The 15,555-nt window shown below is 71.5% G+C and carries 11 protein-coding genes and 1 pseudogene; 4 read left to right on the top strand and 8 right to left on the bottom strand.

Annotated elements, in window-relative coordinates; all coding sequences use genetic code 11:
* Positions 1 to 3: 3 nt before the first annotated feature.
* From QE428_RS03855 to QE428_RS03835, 5 genes are read right to left on the bottom strand one after another with little or no spacing between them, the layout of a single operon-like run.
* Positions 4 to 1,323, bottom strand: coding sequence for an MATE family efflux transporter (locus QE428_RS03855; protein ID WP_307463233.1), 1,320 nt, complete (start codon positions 1,321 to 1,323; stop codon positions 4 to 6).
* A 44-nt stretch (positions 1,324 to 1,367) separates the two neighbouring features.
* Positions 1,368 to 2,786, bottom strand: a complete 1,419-nt coding sequence (locus QE428_RS03850; RefSeq protein ID WP_307463230.1) for a rhamnulokinase family protein — start codon at positions 2,784 to 2,786, stop codon at positions 1,368 to 1,370.
* Entirely contained in the window at positions 2,783 to 3,640 is an 858-nt protein-coding gene (locus QE428_RS03845; RefSeq protein WP_307463226.1) for an alpha/beta hydrolase fold domain-containing protein, read from the bottom strand. Before QE428_RS03845 ends, QE428_RS03850 begins: the two co-directional genes overlap by 4 nt.
* 7 nt (positions 3,641 to 3,647) lie before the next feature.
* Positions 3,648 to 4,814, bottom strand: a complete 1,167-nt coding sequence (gene rhaI, locus QE428_RS03840) for an L-rhamnose isomerase (protein ID WP_307463223.1) — start codon at positions 4,812 to 4,814, stop codon at positions 3,648 to 3,650.
* Positions 4,811 to 5,173 (bottom strand): L-rhamnose mutarotase, encoded by a 363-nt coding sequence (locus QE428_RS03835; protein ID WP_133399136.1) that lies wholly within the window; start codon positions 5,171 to 5,173, stop codon positions 4,811 to 4,813. Before QE428_RS03835 ends, rhaI begins: the two co-directional genes overlap by 4 nt.
* 106 nt (positions 5,174 to 5,279) lie before the next feature.
* Here QE428_RS03835 and QE428_RS03830 point away from each other — a divergent pair.
* From QE428_RS03830 to QE428_RS03820, 3 genes and pseudogenes are all read left to right on the top strand, one after another.
* Positions 5,280 to 5,855, top strand: a pseudogene (locus tag QE428_RS03830) (LacI family DNA-binding transcriptional regulator); the annotation flags it as partial.
* Positions 5,743 to 6,282, top strand: coding sequence for a substrate-binding domain-containing protein (locus QE428_RS03825; protein WP_307470621.1), 540 nt, complete (start codon positions 5,743 to 5,745; stop codon positions 6,280 to 6,282). The pseudogene QE428_RS03830 and the gene QE428_RS03825, both read left to right, overlap by 113 nt.
* Before the next feature lie 437 nt (positions 6,283 to 6,719).
* Entirely contained in the window at positions 6,720 to 9,014 is a 2,295-nt protein-coding gene (locus QE428_RS03820; protein WP_373457693.1) for a rhamnogalacturonan lyase, read from the top strand.
* A gap of 120 nt (positions 9,015 to 9,134) precedes the next feature.
* On the opposite strand, the gene QE428_RS03815 is transcribed toward QE428_RS03820, so the two are convergent.
* Entirely contained in the window at positions 9,135 to 10,439 is a 1,305-nt protein-coding gene (locus tag QE428_RS03815; protein WP_307463218.1) for a cellulase-like family protein, read from the bottom strand.
* A complete protein-coding gene (locus tag QE428_RS03810; RefSeq protein ID WP_307463214.1) occupies positions 10,436 to 13,660 on the bottom strand; it encodes a DUF5107 domain-containing protein in 3,225 nt (1,074 codons plus the stop codon). Before QE428_RS03810 ends, QE428_RS03815 begins: the two co-directional genes overlap by 4 nt.
* Before the next feature lie 93 nt (positions 13,661 to 13,753).
* Here QE428_RS03810 and QE428_RS03805 point away from each other — a divergent pair, with 93 nt between their 5' ends.
* Positions 13,754 to 14,617 (top strand): AraC family transcriptional regulator, encoded by an 864-nt coding sequence (locus QE428_RS03805; protein ID WP_307463211.1) that lies wholly within the window; start codon positions 13,754 to 13,756, stop codon positions 14,615 to 14,617.
* A gap of 48 nt (positions 14,618 to 14,665) precedes the next feature.
* On the opposite strand, the gene QE428_RS03800 is transcribed toward QE428_RS03805, so the two are convergent.
* A complete protein-coding gene (locus QE428_RS03800) occupies positions 14,666 to 15,448 on the bottom strand; it encodes an alpha/beta fold hydrolase (RefSeq protein WP_307463209.1) in 783 nt (260 codons plus the stop codon).
* Positions 15,449 to 15,555: the final 107 nt, after the last annotated feature.

Below are 15,555 nucleotides of genomic sequence, written 5' to 3'. Positions count from 1 at the left end.
GTCTCAGACCGTGGCGGTCATCCACTCCGAGCGGCGCACTCGCCACCCGAGGGTGCCGAGGCGCGCGAGCATGTAGACGCCGAAGAAGCACGCGGCCAGCCAGGCGAGTCCGCCCGATCCGCCCGGGTGCAGCGCCGCGACGACCGCGAGCGCCGGGATGTAGGGCACCAGGTTCAGGCCGCCCGCGATCGCGAGGTACTTGGCATCACCGGCGCCCATGAGCACGCCGTCGAGGACGAAGACGACACCGCACACCGGTTGCGCGATCGCGAGCACGAGGAGGGCGGGCACGATCAGGGCCGCCAGGTCGGGGTCGCCGGTGAACGCCAGCCCGATCACCCCCGAGAGTGCGGCGATGAGCACGCCCACGATGACGCCGAACCACGCGCCCCACGCGACCGTCCGTCCGAGCACGCGGCGCACGAACGGCTCGTCCTGGGCACCGAGCCCGCGCCCGATCAGCGCCTGGGCGGCGATCGCGAGCGCGTCGAGCGCGAACGCCGCTGTCGAGAAGATCGTGAACGCGACCTGCCATCCGGCGAGCTCAGCGGTGCCGAGACCCGTCGCGACCGCGACCGTGGCGAGGAACGCGGCGCGCAGCGACACGGTCCGGAGGAACAGCCAGCCGCCCGAGCGGGCAGATCCCCGCACACCGTCGCGCTGGGGGAGCACGGATGCCGCGTGCCGCCGTGCGAGCCGTCCGATGACGACGACGTAGGCCGCGACCATGCCCCACTGCGCGGCGACCGTGCCGGCGGCGGACCCCGCGATGCCCCACCCGAACCCGTAGATGAACAGCCAGTTGAGCAGGGCGTTCGCGCCGAAGCCGAGGCCCGCGATCCAGAGCGGTGTCACCGTGTCCTGCATGCCGCGCAGAAGGCCCGTCGCGGCGAACACGATGAGCATGGCGGGCAGTCCCCACATCGACATCGCGAGGTAAGTGACGGCCTGCTCGGCGACATCGCGGCTCGGGCCGAAGAGGTCGACGAGCCACGGCGTCGCGAGGGTTCCGAAGAGTGCGAGCAGGGCGCCGAGGCCGAGGGCGAGCCAGAGGCCGTCGATGCCGACGCTGACGGCGCTCTTGCTGTCGCCTGCTCCGAACCGTCGGGCGACGGCGGGCGTCGTCGAATAGGCGAGGAAGACCATGAGGCCGACGATCGTCTGGAGGATCGCCCCCGCGATGCCGAGGCCCGCGAGCGGGACGACGCCGAGGTGGCCGATCAGGGCGGCATCCACGATGAGGAACATCGGCTCGGCGATCAGCGCACCGAGCGCCGGCACGGCGAGGCGCAGGATCTCGCGGTTCAAAGTCGGCGCGGGCATGATTTTCAGCCTAGGGGTGACCGGGGACCCGTCCCGCCGTGCGGTCAGCCAGCGGCCGGCTCGTACCGTCGGGGCTCGTGGGTCCGGGCGACGAGGTCCCGCAGCGCCTCGAGCGAGCCGGTCACAAGACCCGCGGCCCGCGCCTGCACGAGGATGTTGCCGAGCGCGGTCGCCTCGACCGGGCCCGCGAGCACCGGGACGCCCGCCCGATCGGCGGTGCGCTGACAGAGCAGCTCGTTGAGCGAGCCGCCGCCGACGATGTGGATGACGCGCACGTCGACCCCGCCGATGCGGCCGGCCTCGTGTGCGGTGTCGGCGAAGGCCTGTGCGAGCGACTCGATGATGCTGCGGGCGATCTCGGCCTGAGTCTGCGGCGCCGGTACGCCGTGCTCCGCGCACCACGCGGTGATGCGTGCGGGCATGTCGCCCGGAGGCAGGAAGCGCGCGTCGTCGACGTCGAAGATCGAGACAGCACCCGGCACGGCGGCCGCGGCGGCCAGCAGTTCGGTGAGTTCGATCTCGTGGCCCTCGCGCTGCCATCCGCGGACGGTCTCGCTGAGGATCCACAGGCCCATGACGTTGCGGAGCAGCCGGGTGCGCCCGTCGACGCCGCCTTCGTTCGTGAATCCCGCCTCGCGGGCGGTGTCGGTGAGGACGGGGCGCTCGGCCTCGACCCCTACGAGCCCCCACGTCCCGCACGAGATGTACGCCGCGTCGCCGGAGGCCATCGGGACGGCGACGACGGCGGATGCCGTGTCGTGCGACCCGACGGCGGTCACCGTCGTCTGGGGCGCGCCGATGCTCGCGGCGACCTCACTGGTGAGGGGTCCGAGGGGCTCACCCGGCGCGATGAGCGGCGGCAACAGGTGCTGCGGCAGACCGAGGGCGGCCGTGAGGTCGGCATCCCAGTCGCCCGTGTCGGCTCGGAGCAGGCCCGTCGTCGACGCATTCGTCCGTTCGGCGCGTGCCTGGCCTGTGAGCCAGAACCCGATGAGGTCGGGAACGAGCAGTGCGTGTTCGGCGAGGCGCAGCACGGAGCGATCCTCGGCGGCGAGCTGGTAGAGCGTGTTGAACGGCAGGAACTGCAGGCCGTTGCGGGCGAACAGCTCGTCGTGCGGGTGCGTCGCGTGGACGGCCTCGACGCCGCGAGCGGTGCGCTCGTCACGGTAGTGGAACGGCTCGCCGAGCAGGCGCGAGCGGGCGACCAGGCCGTAGTCAACGGCCCACGAGTCCACTCCGATGCTCGCGATGTCGCCGCTCCGCGATGCCTCGCGGAGGCCGTCGAGCACGGAGCCGTAGAGGCCCAGGATGTTCCAGTGCAGGCCGTCGGCGACCCGCACCGGATCGTTCGCGAAGCGCGCGACCGTGGTGGTCTCGAGCGTGTCGGAGCCGACGTGACCGACGATGACCCGGCCGCTCGTCGCGCCGAGGTCGACGGCGGCGACGGTTCCTCGCGCGCTCACGGCGTAAGGCCGGCCAGGCGCGCGGCGAAGCGGGCCAGCGTGAGGGAGGCGGCATCCCCTTCATCGGGGCGGTTGAGGTGGCCGTGGTCGGTCCCCGGCTCGATGACGTGCTCGACGTCGCGGCCGGCGGACGTCAGCGTCCGGGCGAAGTGCTCGCTCGAGACCCGGAGTTCGTCGACGTCGCCCGCGACGATGAGCGTCGGCGGGAACTCGGCGAGGTCCTCGTGAGTCGCGAGACCCGGGATCGCGGCGAGAGGTGCGTCCACGACCGATCCGCCGACGTAGTTCTCGTACATTCCGCGGACGGCATCCGGACCGAACCGGTCGGCGTCGGGCCTGGCGTCGAGCGCGGCGCGGAGCTCGCCTCCGGGTGCCGGCTGCTCGGCCAGGAGCGTCGGGTAGGCGAGCAGCACGAGCGCCGGCAGGTGCCGGTCGTTCTGGATGAGGCGCAGGACGGCTCCGGTCGCGATGTTCGCACCCGCACTCGCTCCGCCGATCGCGAGGCGAGCCGGATCGACCCCGAGCGTCGCGGCCTCGGCGAGCAGCCAGTCCCACACCGCAAGAGTGTCGTCGGATGCCGCGGGGAACCCCGCTCGCTCGCGGCCGGGCTCCGTCGCGGGAGCTTCCCACCCGTCGGGCAGCGGCGCCAGGCGGTAGTCGACCGAGAGGACCGTAGTCCCGGCATCCGCCAGCGTCCGTGCGACGTGATCGGCCTCGGGCATGTCGATGTCCCCCGCGGCGAACCCGCCGCCGTGGAGCCATACGAGACCCGGAGTCGGGCGGTCGAGGACGCGCGCAGGGTAGACGCGGACGAGGCCGCCGGCGGCGCCGTAGGGGGTGGGGATCTCGCTCATCGGTCGATCATGCACCCCAGCCGGCCTGCGTGCCGCCGACGCGCTCGTCAGCGATCCTCTGCAGGTGACCGGATGCCGCGTACGCGGCCATCGGGTCGGCGGCGAGGCCACGCGACTCACGCCACTCGGCGAGAGCGGGACGGACGTCGGTGTAGAAGGCGTCCATGAGGATGCCGTTGGCTCCGAGGACGTCGTTGACCTGCTGCGCGGCATCCAGCGCGTTCCGGTCGATGAGCAGAGCGCGAGCCGTCATCTCCTGCACGTTGAGCACCGAGCGGATCTGGCCGGGGATCTTGTCCTCGATGTTGTGGCACTGGTCGAGCATGAACGCGACGTCGGGGTTGTTCAGACCGCCGCCGCGGACGACCTCGGCCAGGATGCGGAACAGCTGGAACGGGTCGGCGGAACCCACGATGAGGTCGTCGTCGGCGTAGAAGCGCGAGTTGAAGTCGAAGGAGCCGAGCTTTCCGAGGCGCAGCAGCTGCATGACGATGAACTCGATGTTGGTGCCCGGCGCGTGGTGGCCGGTGTCGAGGCAGACCATCGCCTTCTCGCCGAGGGCGGCGACCTGGGCGTAGGAGGTTCCCCAGTCGGGGACGTCGGTGTGGTAGAACGACGGCTCGAAGAACTTGTACTCGAGGACGAGACGCTGCGCGTCGCCGAGGCGGGCGTAGATCTGCTGGAGCGAGTCCTGCAGGCGGTCCTGGCGGCCGCGCATGTCGTTCTGGCCGGGGTAGTTCGACCCCTCGGCGAGCCAGATCTTGAGGTCGCGCGAGCCCGTCTCGTGCATGATGTCGATGCACTCGAGGTGGTGGTCGATCGCCTTGCGGCGAATGCTCTCGTCGTGGTGCGTCAGCGCGCCGAACTTGTAGTCCTCGTCCTGGAACGTGTTCGAGTTGACGGTGCCCAGCTGCACGCCGAGGTTTTCCGCGTGGCGGCGCAGGGCGGCGTAGTCGTCGACCTTGTCCCACGGGATGTGCAGCGCGACGCTGGGAGCCAGCGCCGTGTAGCGGTTGACCTCGGCGGCATCCGCGATCTTCTCGAACGGATCCCGCGGGGTGCCGGCTGTCGCGAAGACGCGGAACCGGGTGCCGGAGTTGCCGAACGCCCAGCTGGGGAGCTCGATGGCCTGCCCCTCGAGCTGGGTGAGGATGTCGGAGGACAGCGTGGTCATGAGGGATCGCTTTCTGAGGATGCGGCGGCTGTCGCCAGCTGGTCGTGCAGGTTGAAGACTTCGGCCAGCGGCGTCGCGGCCTGGTCGGGGCGTCCGTCGAGTCCGACGAAGAAGCGGGACATCTCGGCCTCCCATCGCGCGGCGATGGGGGAGGCGGCGAGGTAGGCCTGCGCCGCGGTGTCGTCGTCGACCTCGTAGTAGCCGAAGAGGCGGCCGCCGTCGCCGAGGAAGAGCGAGTAGTTGCGCCGACCGGCTGCCGCGATCTCGGCGAGCATCTCGGGCCAGACGGGGGTGTGGCGCGCGACGTACTCGTCGATGAGGGCAGGGTCGATCTGGAGTTGGAAGGCGACGCGGGTCATGTCACTCCTTCGTGAGGCCGGGTCGAGAATCAGGGAAACGTTTCATGAAACGATTCAACCTTGTGAACAGTAACGTGGGTCCGAAGCATCCGTCAAGGCAGGTCACGTGGCAGTCAGTGTGAAGGACGTCGCTCGCGCGGCGGGAGTGTCGGTGGGGACCGTGTCGAACGTCCTCAACCGGCCCGAGAAGGTCTCTCCAGCGACGGTGGAACGCGTGCACGCGGCCATCACCGAGCTCGGCTTCGTCCGCAACGACGCCGCGCGGCAATTGCGCGCCGGACGCAGCCGAACCGTCGGACTCGTCGTCCTCGACTCGGCCAACCCGTTCTTCGCCGAGGTCGCCCGCGGCGCCGAGGAGCGCGCCGCCGAGCACGGCGTGACGGTCCTCCTCGGCAGCAGCGGCCAGGAGGCGGCGCGCGAGAACGCATACCTCGACCTCTTCCGCGAGCAGCGCGTCAACGGCGTGCTGCTGACCCCGCTCGCCCTCGACGAGGCGCGGGCCGAGACGCTCGAGACGGCCGGCGTGCCGATCGTGCTCGTCGACGCCGAGGCCGACGGAGACCTCCCGTCTGTGGCCGTCGACGACGTCGAAGGCGGATACCTCGCCGTGCAGCACCTGCTGGCGCAGGGACGTCGCCGCATCCTGTTCGCCGGGGGCCCGGCATCCGTCCGCCAGGTGGCGGACCGACTCGACGGAGCGCGGCGCGCGCTCGCCGAGGTGCCGGACGCGACCCTCGAGGTCGCCTCGACCGACGAGCTCACGGTGCTCGCGGGGCGCCTCGGTCGGCGAGGACCTCGCCCGGCGCGACGCGAGCGAGCGGCCCGACGGCGTGTTCTGTGCCAACGATCTGCTGGCTGTCGGGGTGCTGCAGGGTGCCGGCATCCTCGGGTCGCTGCGCGTCCCCGAGGACCTCGCCCTCATCGGCTACGACGACATCGACTTCGCTCAGTCGACGGTCGTGCCGCTCAGCTCGATCCGCCAGCCCGCGCGCGAGATCGGCGCCGCCGCCGTCGACGCGCTGTTCGCCACGCTGTCGGACCCGGATGCCGCGCCCCAGCGCATCCGCTTCCGCCCCGAGCTCGTCGTCCGCGCCTCGACCGGGGGCTGAGCCTCGGCGGGGCACTGTCGCCGTCGGCGGGCCTGCGGCGGGTCGGGCGGCGGGGCTGAGCTTCGGCGCGCGGCACTGTCCGCGGAGATCGACGCTGTCCGCGGCGTGTCGGGCGGAATCCGAGCGCGTTTCCCCGCGAATCTCCGCGGTTCGTGCCGCAGGGCTGTGGGCGGGATGCCGAGAGGGGCGAGGCGCCGGAACGCTCGCGCCCGCGTGATCCGGACGTCGGTGAGGCGTCGCGCCGCACCGATCGCGGGGTTTTGGCGCAGCCGGCGGCGTGCGGCGCTGCCTCGGCCGCGTTCCGCTCGGATATCCGCGGTTCGTGCCGCGCGGCTGAGGGGGGATGCCGGCATCCATTGACACGATTCAACACCGCGCCTAGGCTCGGCGGACGACTGGGGAAAACGCATTCCATATCGAGTTCAAGGGTGAACAGCATGAGAAGACCCGTCCGCACATCCGTCGTCGCCGCGCTCGCCGCAGCGGCCCTCATCGTCCCGGCGCAGGCCGCGATGGCGCATCCGGGGCACGGCCCCGGGAAGCCGAAGCCGGCCGCGTCGCCGCAGCTCGAGAAGCTCGATCGGGGCCTCGTCGCCCTGCCGGGCGAGGACGGCATCCACCTCACGTGGCGCCTCTTCAAGAGCGAGGCGACGGGGGCTTCGGCCACCGGCCTCACCGGCACCGACTTCGTCGTGAAGCGCGACGGGAAGCGCATCGCGACCGTCACCGACTCCACGACCTTCGTCGACTCCGACGGCACCGACCGCTCGAAGTACACCGTCTCGCCGCTGCAGGGAAAGCGCGAGGGCAAGCCGTCGGAGAAGGTGACGGTGCAGGGGTCGCCGTTCCTCGACATCCCGCTCACGAAGCCCGCCGACGGTGTCACTCCTGCGGGCGAGGCGTATACGTACTCCGCGAACGACGTGTCGGTCGGCGATGTGGACGGCGACGGCGCGTACGAGTACATCGTCAAGTGGGACCCGTCGAACTCGAAGGACGTCTCGCAGGTCGGCTACACCGGCCCGGTCTACATCGACACGTACGAGCTCGACGGCACGCTGCTGAACCGTATCGACCTGGGCGTGAACATCCGCGCGGGTGCGCACTATACGCAGTTCCTCGTCTACGACTTCGACGGCAACGGCAAGGCCGAGATCATGATGAAGACGGCGCCGGGTACGAAGAGCACGGAGTACAAGAAGGGCAAGGCCAAGAAGGCCGAGTTCGTCACGATGCCGAAGGCCGACCGCAAGGCCGGCTACTCGCACTCCGACGACTACCGGATGAGTGCGGACGACTACGCGTCGCACCTGGCCGATGTCTTCCAGGGCTGGTCCGAACGGCCCGAGGTCGTCTCGGGTCAGTGGCCCGCGACTCTCGAGGAGGCGTTCGGCACCGCGCCGACGCACGACTACCCGCTGTCGCGCGCCGACGCCGAGGAGCTCGTCGACTACTTCATCGACGTCTACGCCCCGTCGCGTTCGGCCCGCAACGTGCTGCGGAACTTCGAGGGCTTCATCGTCGACGGACCCGAGTACCTGACGGTGTTCGAGGGCAAGACCGGCAAGGAGCTCGAGACCGTCCGCTACGAGCCGGGCCGCGGCGACGACGGCCTGCTCTGGGGCGACTACGCGATGTCCCGCATCGAGCCGGGCAACCGGGTCGACCGCTTCCTCTCGGGCGTCGCCTACCTCGACGGAAAGCGTCCGTCGGCGGTCTTCGCCCGCGGCTACTACACCCGCTCCACCGTCGCGACGTACGACTGGAACGGCAAGCACCTGACCAAGCGCTGGTTCGTCGACAGCGGGCACGTCCCGCTGGCGAACCCGTTCAACGACGGGCCGCACGGGCGTGACGGCGCCGATCCCGAATACGGCACGCTGACGACGCAGGGCTTCCACAGCCTGAGCGCCGCGGACGTCGACGGTGACGGCAAGCAGGAGATCGTCTACGGCTCTGCGACGCTCGACGATGACGGCAGCCTGCTCTACTCGTCGTTCGACACGATGCCGGAGGGCAGCGCGACGCCCGGCGAGAACGTGCGTCTCGGTCACGGCGATGCGATGCACGTCGGCGACTTCGACCCGAATCGCCCCGGCAAGGAGATCTTCACCGTCCACGAGGGCGGCACGTACGCCCCGTACGGCACGGCGATGCGGGATGCCGCGACGGGCGAGGTGCTCTTCGGTGCCTACTCCGGCCGCGACACCGGCCGCGGCATGGTGGGCGACGTCCGCCCCGACGTCGACGGTGTCGAGGTCTGGTCGAGCATGCCGGCGGGAACGGATGCCTCGGGCCTCCTGTCTGCCGACGGTGACACCCTGCAGACCACCAACCCGGGTACGAACATGTCGATCCGCTGGGCCGGTGACCTCACGACGCAGATCGTGAACGGGGCGCAGACCGTGACCCCGACGATCGACGACTGGACGCGCGGGACGATGCTCACGGCATCCGGCACCCTCACCAACAACGGCACGAAGGGCAACCCGTCCCTCGTCGCCGACGTGCTGGGCGACTGGCGCGAGGAACTGCTCGTACGGACGGCCGACTCGTCGGCGCTGCGCATCTACGTCTCGACCGAGCCGACGGAGCACAAGCTCTACACGCTCATGCACGACCCGCAGTACCGGGCCGAGATCGCGCGTCAGCAGACGACGTACAACCAGCCCGCGTACACGGACTTTTACCTGGCGTCCGACATGTCGTTCGCGGACGTGCCGCTGCGCTGAGTGGTGACGTGAGAGGGGGCGGATGCCGGTGGCATCCGCCCCCTCTTCGTGTGCGCACCCCGAATGCAGTCGGCGACATTAGAGAACATGATCCGGACAGAGGGCGGGGGCCGCGCTGGCTCAGCGCGAGCGGACGAGCGCGTTCACGCGCTGCTGCCACTCTCGCAGCTGCCACATCGGGTGGTGTGGGGCGGCGTTCGAGCACAGGACAACGCCCCACACGCCGCGGTCGAGGGCGGTCCGGATGCCGTGTTCCGCCAGCTCGCGCCCGGTCTCGGACTCCTCGAACCCGCCGTGGAGCGGCGTGTAGCCGACCCAGCCCTCGCCGATCACCGCGGGCACACCCCGCCAGCGCGCCCATTCGGCGATCGCGATGACTCGGGATTCGATCTCGCGGTGCATCACCTCGGCGTAGCGCGGGTACTCGGCGTCGAGCCACGCGTCCCAGGCCGCGGCATCCACCCAGTCGTAGCCGTAGATCATCTGGTCGGTGACGACCGTGGCGCGCAGCTTCCATTCGGCGGGCCGGCCGTACTCCGCGAACGACGGGGCATCGGCGCGCAGCAGGGCGCGCAGTTCGGCGTTCGGGAAGTCGCCGCTCCCCTCGGAGCGGATGTCGATGCGCTTCTGGAGGGCGTCGAGCACGCCGTAGCTGTAGACGTGGCACTGTGCGGCCGAGAGGGTGGCGGGCAGTTGGTGCATCGCCAGGTGCGGCGGCTTGCCGATGCTCGCTGTCACGATCAGGTCGGGATGCCGCTGCTGCAGCTCTTCCAGCGCGGTCGCTCCGCCGTCGGTCACCACCGGGAGGATCGAGAAGTCGACCTCGTTGTGGATCTCGACGAGGGCGACGAGGTCACGGCCGCCCTGCTCGTCGATCCACGCGAGCATCCGGTCCCACGCGTCCGCAAGCACGCGGTAGCGGTCCTCGAACGGCACGGCGTCGATCGCCTCGAACCACCGCGGCGACGCGGCGAACGCACAGGACTGCTGGTACTCCCAACTCGAGAGGATCAGCACGAGGCCGTGCCGCCGCGCGGCGGCGAGCAGCGCGGCGAGGTGGGCCCGCACGTCGATCGTGTACCCGCCGGGGGTGTCGTACCAGCGCGTGCGCTGACCGTAATACCCACCGGATGCCGCGGCTCCGAGCCCGTCGATCTGCAGGTCACGCGCGAGGTCGTCGAGGCCGAGGCCGCCGAACAGCAGGAGCGGAGCCGCGCAGATCCGGACGGCGTTGTAGCCCAGCGACGCGGCGTCGGCGCACGCGGCATCGAGGTCGGCGTACACGTCGCCCTCGCCGGCGCGGGTGTACCAGGAGAAGTCCCACAGCGTGATCGCGAGACGGTCGGGGAGGTGTGCGGGCACGGGTCCTGTCGGCCCGTACGGGGTTTCGGGGAGATTGCCCGACCCCAGGTAGCGATCGGTCATGCGTTCATCCTCTCGTTCGCGATGGTGCGGCCGTCAGTTGCCAGGTGGCGCAGCGCGGCGGCCTGCGCCCGACGCCGGTCGTGGGTGTCGAGATCGAACACGAGCAGCTCCGGCAGTGAGGTGGCGAAGTAGTCGACCTCGTCGGGTGCGGCCTCGATCTGCGTGGCGCGCGCGTCGAGCGCATCCCAGATCGCCTCCGCTGCCGAGCGCTCGCCGAGGCGCGTGTGGGCGACGCCGATCCAGAACGTCGCCTCGTCGGCGGGACGCGCAGCGACCGCGAGTGGCGTCGTCATGCGGGCCCGCTCCCAGGCGGCGCGGGCCGCGTCGTCGTCGCCGGCGAGGCGGTGCGCGTCGCCGAGGGCCACGAGTCGTTCGGCCTGAGGGACCGCGGGATGCCGCCCCTCGCCGAGATTCGCGGGGGCGTCGATGCCCGCCTCGAGCAGTGCGATGGCGGCATCCGCTCGGCCGTCCGCGCAGGCCCGTCGCGCGAGCAGGCACGCCGCGCGGTCGTAGGCGGCCAGCACGATCCCCTCGCCGCCCTCGAACGGACGGAACACGCGCGTCGTCAGGATCCGCCACGCGTCATCGAGTCGGCCCGCGTCGAGCAGGAGCCCGACGTGACCGACCGCGAGGTCGTCACGGGCGTCGAGCGCGGCGGGGTGGCGTTCCATGAGCGCGAGGCGGGCGGCGGCATCCGTCCCCGTCAGCTGCGCGAGCAGGTCGCGCTCGAGGACGAGGCGCGGGTCGGGGCGGCGGGCGAGCGCGGACTCGTACAGGTCGGCCGCATCGGCGGGGTCGCCGCCGGTGCGGACCGTCGCGAGGGCGAGGTTGCGCAGCATGACCGGGTCGTCGCAGCCCAGGTCCCGTGCGCGCTGGAGAGCCGTGCGGGCGTCGTCGTCGCGACCGGCATCGAGCAGCCAGGCGCCGAGCATCCCTGCCGCAGCGGAGGACCCGGCCGCGGTGCCGGCGACGAGGGCATCGTGTTGGTCGAGCCCGGCGGGGAAGGCGCCGCCGAGGTCGAGCAGGTCGGCGGCGGCGCGCTCGGTGGCGGCGAGGTCGGGGCCACCGGCGGCATCCGCCCACGCTGCGCGGAGGATCAGCCGGACCGGCTCGAGGTTGCCGAATCCGGCGTCGCCGGTCGCCTCGCGCTCGGTCGCGGCGAGGGCCTCGTCGAGCGCGCCGGCGCGGGCGAACTCGGCGCCGGCGTCGAGCGCGGCGCGCGGGTCCGACGGTGCGGAGCCTGCGAGGCAGCCCGTGATCGGGTCGAGGGGGTCCGCCGCGGTCAGGGCATCGAGTGCGGCGGCGACGTCCCGGCCGAGTCGGCGCAGCGCGAGCACGCGGAGGCGCTGGGCCTCGGCGATCGGCCCGGCGGCGTCTGCACGCCGGAGGGCGTCGAGCGGTCGACCGTCCGCCAGGGCGAGACGGGCGCGAGCGAGGGATGCCGGTGCCGCCCACACCGCGTTCCACGCCGCGCGCGCGAACCGGTGATCGGCGTCGGCACGCGCGCCGAGCCGCTCGAGCGCGAGCCCGAGCAGGTAGTGCGCCTCGCCGTCGCGGGGGTTGAGATTGCGGCGGGTCTCGCGGGCGACCGCCGCCTCGAGGTGATCGCGCGCCGCGGCGTACTCGCCCCGCGCGAAGTGCCACGAACCGAGCATCGTGCGAGCGCGGGCGTCGCCCGGATCGCGCCGCAGTGCCTCGCGCAGGTAGGGGAGGGGTGACCGGGTCGGATGCCGGTACTGCACGAGGTGGGTCGCGGTGAGCAGCAGCTCGTCGATGCCCGCGATGCGCTCGGCCGGCTCGGGCGCCGTCGCGACCCAGGGCTCGATCGGCTCCGCGTCGCGCCGGACCCATCGCACGAGGGTCGCGTCGCCCGCGACCAGCGCCACCGCGACTGCGCCCCCAGCGACCTCGATAGCGGCGGGGGAGTCGGGTCCGACGGCGACCTCGAACATTTCCCGTTCGCCGTCCTCGAGCTCGACCTCGACGCGCGCCGCCTCGTGCGCGCGCGTCGTGATCACGCCGATGCGCGACCGGCCGCCGTCGGTCGTGACCGAGACCGCGGCATCCGTCGTCGCCTGCCGAACCGGACCGATCAGGTGGATCGGGAACCAGTGCTGCGAGAACGTTTTCGTCTCGCCGGGGACCAGCCAGGCGAAGTCGGGCTGGTTGTCGGTGTAGACGCCGGCCATGAGCTCGACGTAGGGGCCGTCGGTGTCGGTGAGCTGGTCGTCCCACGCGCGTCCGATCGGTCCGTCGCCCCATGTCCACTGCTTCTTGCCCGGTGAGATCGCGGGGTCGGCCCAGTGCACGAAGCCCGCATCGGCGGCGTGGTCGTAGCCGCCGAAGAACCCGTCGTCGGTGTCGGTCATCATGTACGACGTCGGAACCGGGATGTTGCTGTAGACGTCGATGCGGTCGGCGTCGGGACGCTCGGCCGCGAGGGTGGGGTAGTCGACGCCGTAGTACGGCCGGTCGGCGCGCGGGAACGCGGTGATCGCGCGACGCGCGTGGTCGGCGACGTAGCTCACGTCGTCGGGGAAGAAGGACTGGTACCGCTCGTGCGACCGGGCGGCGACGTTCGCCCACCACAGGAAGGTCTGCGGCACGTCGGTGCGGTTGTGGAGGCGCACGTCGAGCTCGATGAGCGATGATCCCGGGCACAGTCGCACGCCGTGGACGCCCCGCATCCGCTGCAGCGGGTCGAGGTCGCTGTGCCAGACGACCGCCGCGCCGTCGTCCTCTCGCTCGATGCGGCTGTCAACGGGCAGGAACGTCGCCGGCCGGTGGTGTTGCGGCCAGTTGAACTCGACGCCGCCCGAGATCCACGGCCCGGCGAGGCCGACGAGTGCCGGTTTGATGACGTTGTTCCGGTAGAAGAAGTCGTAACCGGCGACCTTGTCGTAGCCGATGTGGATGCGTCCGCCGAGCTCGGGCAGGAGCATCAGCCGGACGTAGGCGTTCTCGAGGTGGATCGCCCGCCACGCGCGGGGCCGCTTCTCGTGCGAGATCGACTCGATCATCGGCAGCGGATAGACCCGCCCGCTCGAGCCCTGGTAGACGCGCCGGTCCAGGAACGCCGGGTACGGGTCGGGGTCGCCGGGCTCGTAGGTGTCGATGACGACGTCCTCGGACCAGCACGCGACCCCGCCGGCCGCGAGCAGAGCCTGCTGGTCGGCGGGGGCGTCGGGGAGCAGGATGCGGCTGGGCGCGGCGTCGGGCATGGGGCGAATCTATGCGGGGCGGCGAGCTCGGGCCATGGGTTCGCGTGCGGTCGACATGGACGATTCGACGATGCGGTGCGGCAGGATGAAGGGATGCAGCGCGCGGAGGGGTTCGAGCGGCAGCGGCTGAGCGTCGTGCCGCGTCCGGTCGTCGAGGCAGCCCTCGCCAAGCCGGTGACCCGGCGGATGGTGGTGACGGATGCCGGCTACTTCCCACGCGCGGCGGGCCACGGCCGGCATCGCCCCACGGGTGCTCCCGAAACGATCGTCATCGTCTGCGTGTCGGGGGCCGGATGGGTTGAGGCGGGTGGCCAACGGACGCGCGTCGGGTCGGCGACGGCGATCGTCATCCCGGGTGGTCTGCCGCACTCCTATGGGGCGGATGCCGGGGATCCCTGGACGATCTGGTGGTGCCACGTGCGCGGTTCGGACGTGCCGGAGCTGGTCGAGGCCGCGGGTGTGTCCGCGGACCGCGTGGTGCTGCCGCTGCGCGCCGTCGAGCGGGCGACCGCCCTGCTCGATGAGATCTCGACCTCGCTGGCGCGAGACACGACGCCGGCGCGGATGGTCGCGGCATCCGGGATGGCGTGGCGGTTGTTCACGCAGCTCGCGGTCGACCGACTGCTACCGGAGCACGGGACGCCCGTCGAGCGGGCGCTGCGCTACCTCGAGGAGCGCATCGACGGCACCGTGCACGTGGGGGAGCTCGCGGCGATGGTCGGGGTGTCGCCCTCGCACCTCGCCGCCCTGTTCCGCGATGCGACCGGCGGCGGGGTCATCGCGCACCACCTCGCACTGAAGATGGCGCATGCCCGGCATCTGCTCGATACGACCGACCTGCCTGTCGCGGAGGTCGCGCGCCGCGTCGGCATGGACGATGCGTTCTACTTCTCGCGGAGGTTCCGCGTCGCCCACGGGGTGTCGCCGACGGCGTACCGCGGGCAGGGGAAGGGATGATCGGTCCACCTTCGCGAGCGCAGTCGTCGTCTGAGCAGGCCGCGGACGCTAGCGGGTGCCGTCGAGAATGAGTCGGGTTGCTTCGTCCGCCGCGTCCCATTGAGGGAAGTGGCCGCAGCGCTCGAACCAGTGAAGGACGGCGTCCGGGAACAGTTCTGTGGCTCGAGAGGCCTGACGGGGCACCGTCACCAGATCACGCCGCCCCCACCCGATCGTGACCCGGCCAGGTACCGTCCCGGCCGGGGCACCCTGTTGCGTGGGTCCCTTTGTGAGGGCGTTCATGGCGGCCCCGGTCGACGGCGAATCGGCCAGTCCGCGCACGTCCGGCAGCACGATCTCGGGCGAGAGGGCCCAGGGCCGCGCCGACAACTGCGCGAGCAGCACAGTCCTTCCGACAGCGTTGCCCAGCAGGGCCGGCAGCATGCCTCGCAGCGCTCTGACCAGAGCAATCGAGGGCCGCAGCGTTGCGCTGAAGACGACGAGCTCGCGGTGACTCCAGAAGCCGCCCGGGTCCAACGCCACAGCGTCACCGCCGACCCCTCGCCGCGCGAGCTCGAGCACGATTCGGCCGCCCATCGACTGGCCTGCGGTCGAGACCCCGTCCAGCCCCTGCTCGCGGATGAAGTCCGCGACAGAGTCGGCCAACGTGGCGATCGAGACCTCACCGGCCAAGGGCGGAGTCTCACCGAACCCGGGTAGGTCGACGGCGATGACCTCACGGTGTTCCGCCAGTCGGTCGAGGATCGGGGTCCAAGACCGCAACCCTGCGCCCAGACCGTGTACGAGCAGCAGAGGGCTGCCGTTCCCGCGTCGAATGTGGTTCAGCGTCACCCACGCAACGCTATCCCTCGTGGATCCAGGGAGGGCCGGATCGCCTCGGGCATCCGCCGACGGGGCGTGGAGGACGACCGTCGCCGACGGCATGCCTGGACGATCCG

The organism is Microbacterium sp. SORGH_AS_0505 (genome assembly GCF_030818715.1).
Lineage (GTDB): Bacteria > Actinomycetota > Actinomycetes > Actinomycetales > Microbacteriaceae > Microbacterium.
This window is presented reverse-complemented; position numbering and strand designations above follow the sequence as displayed.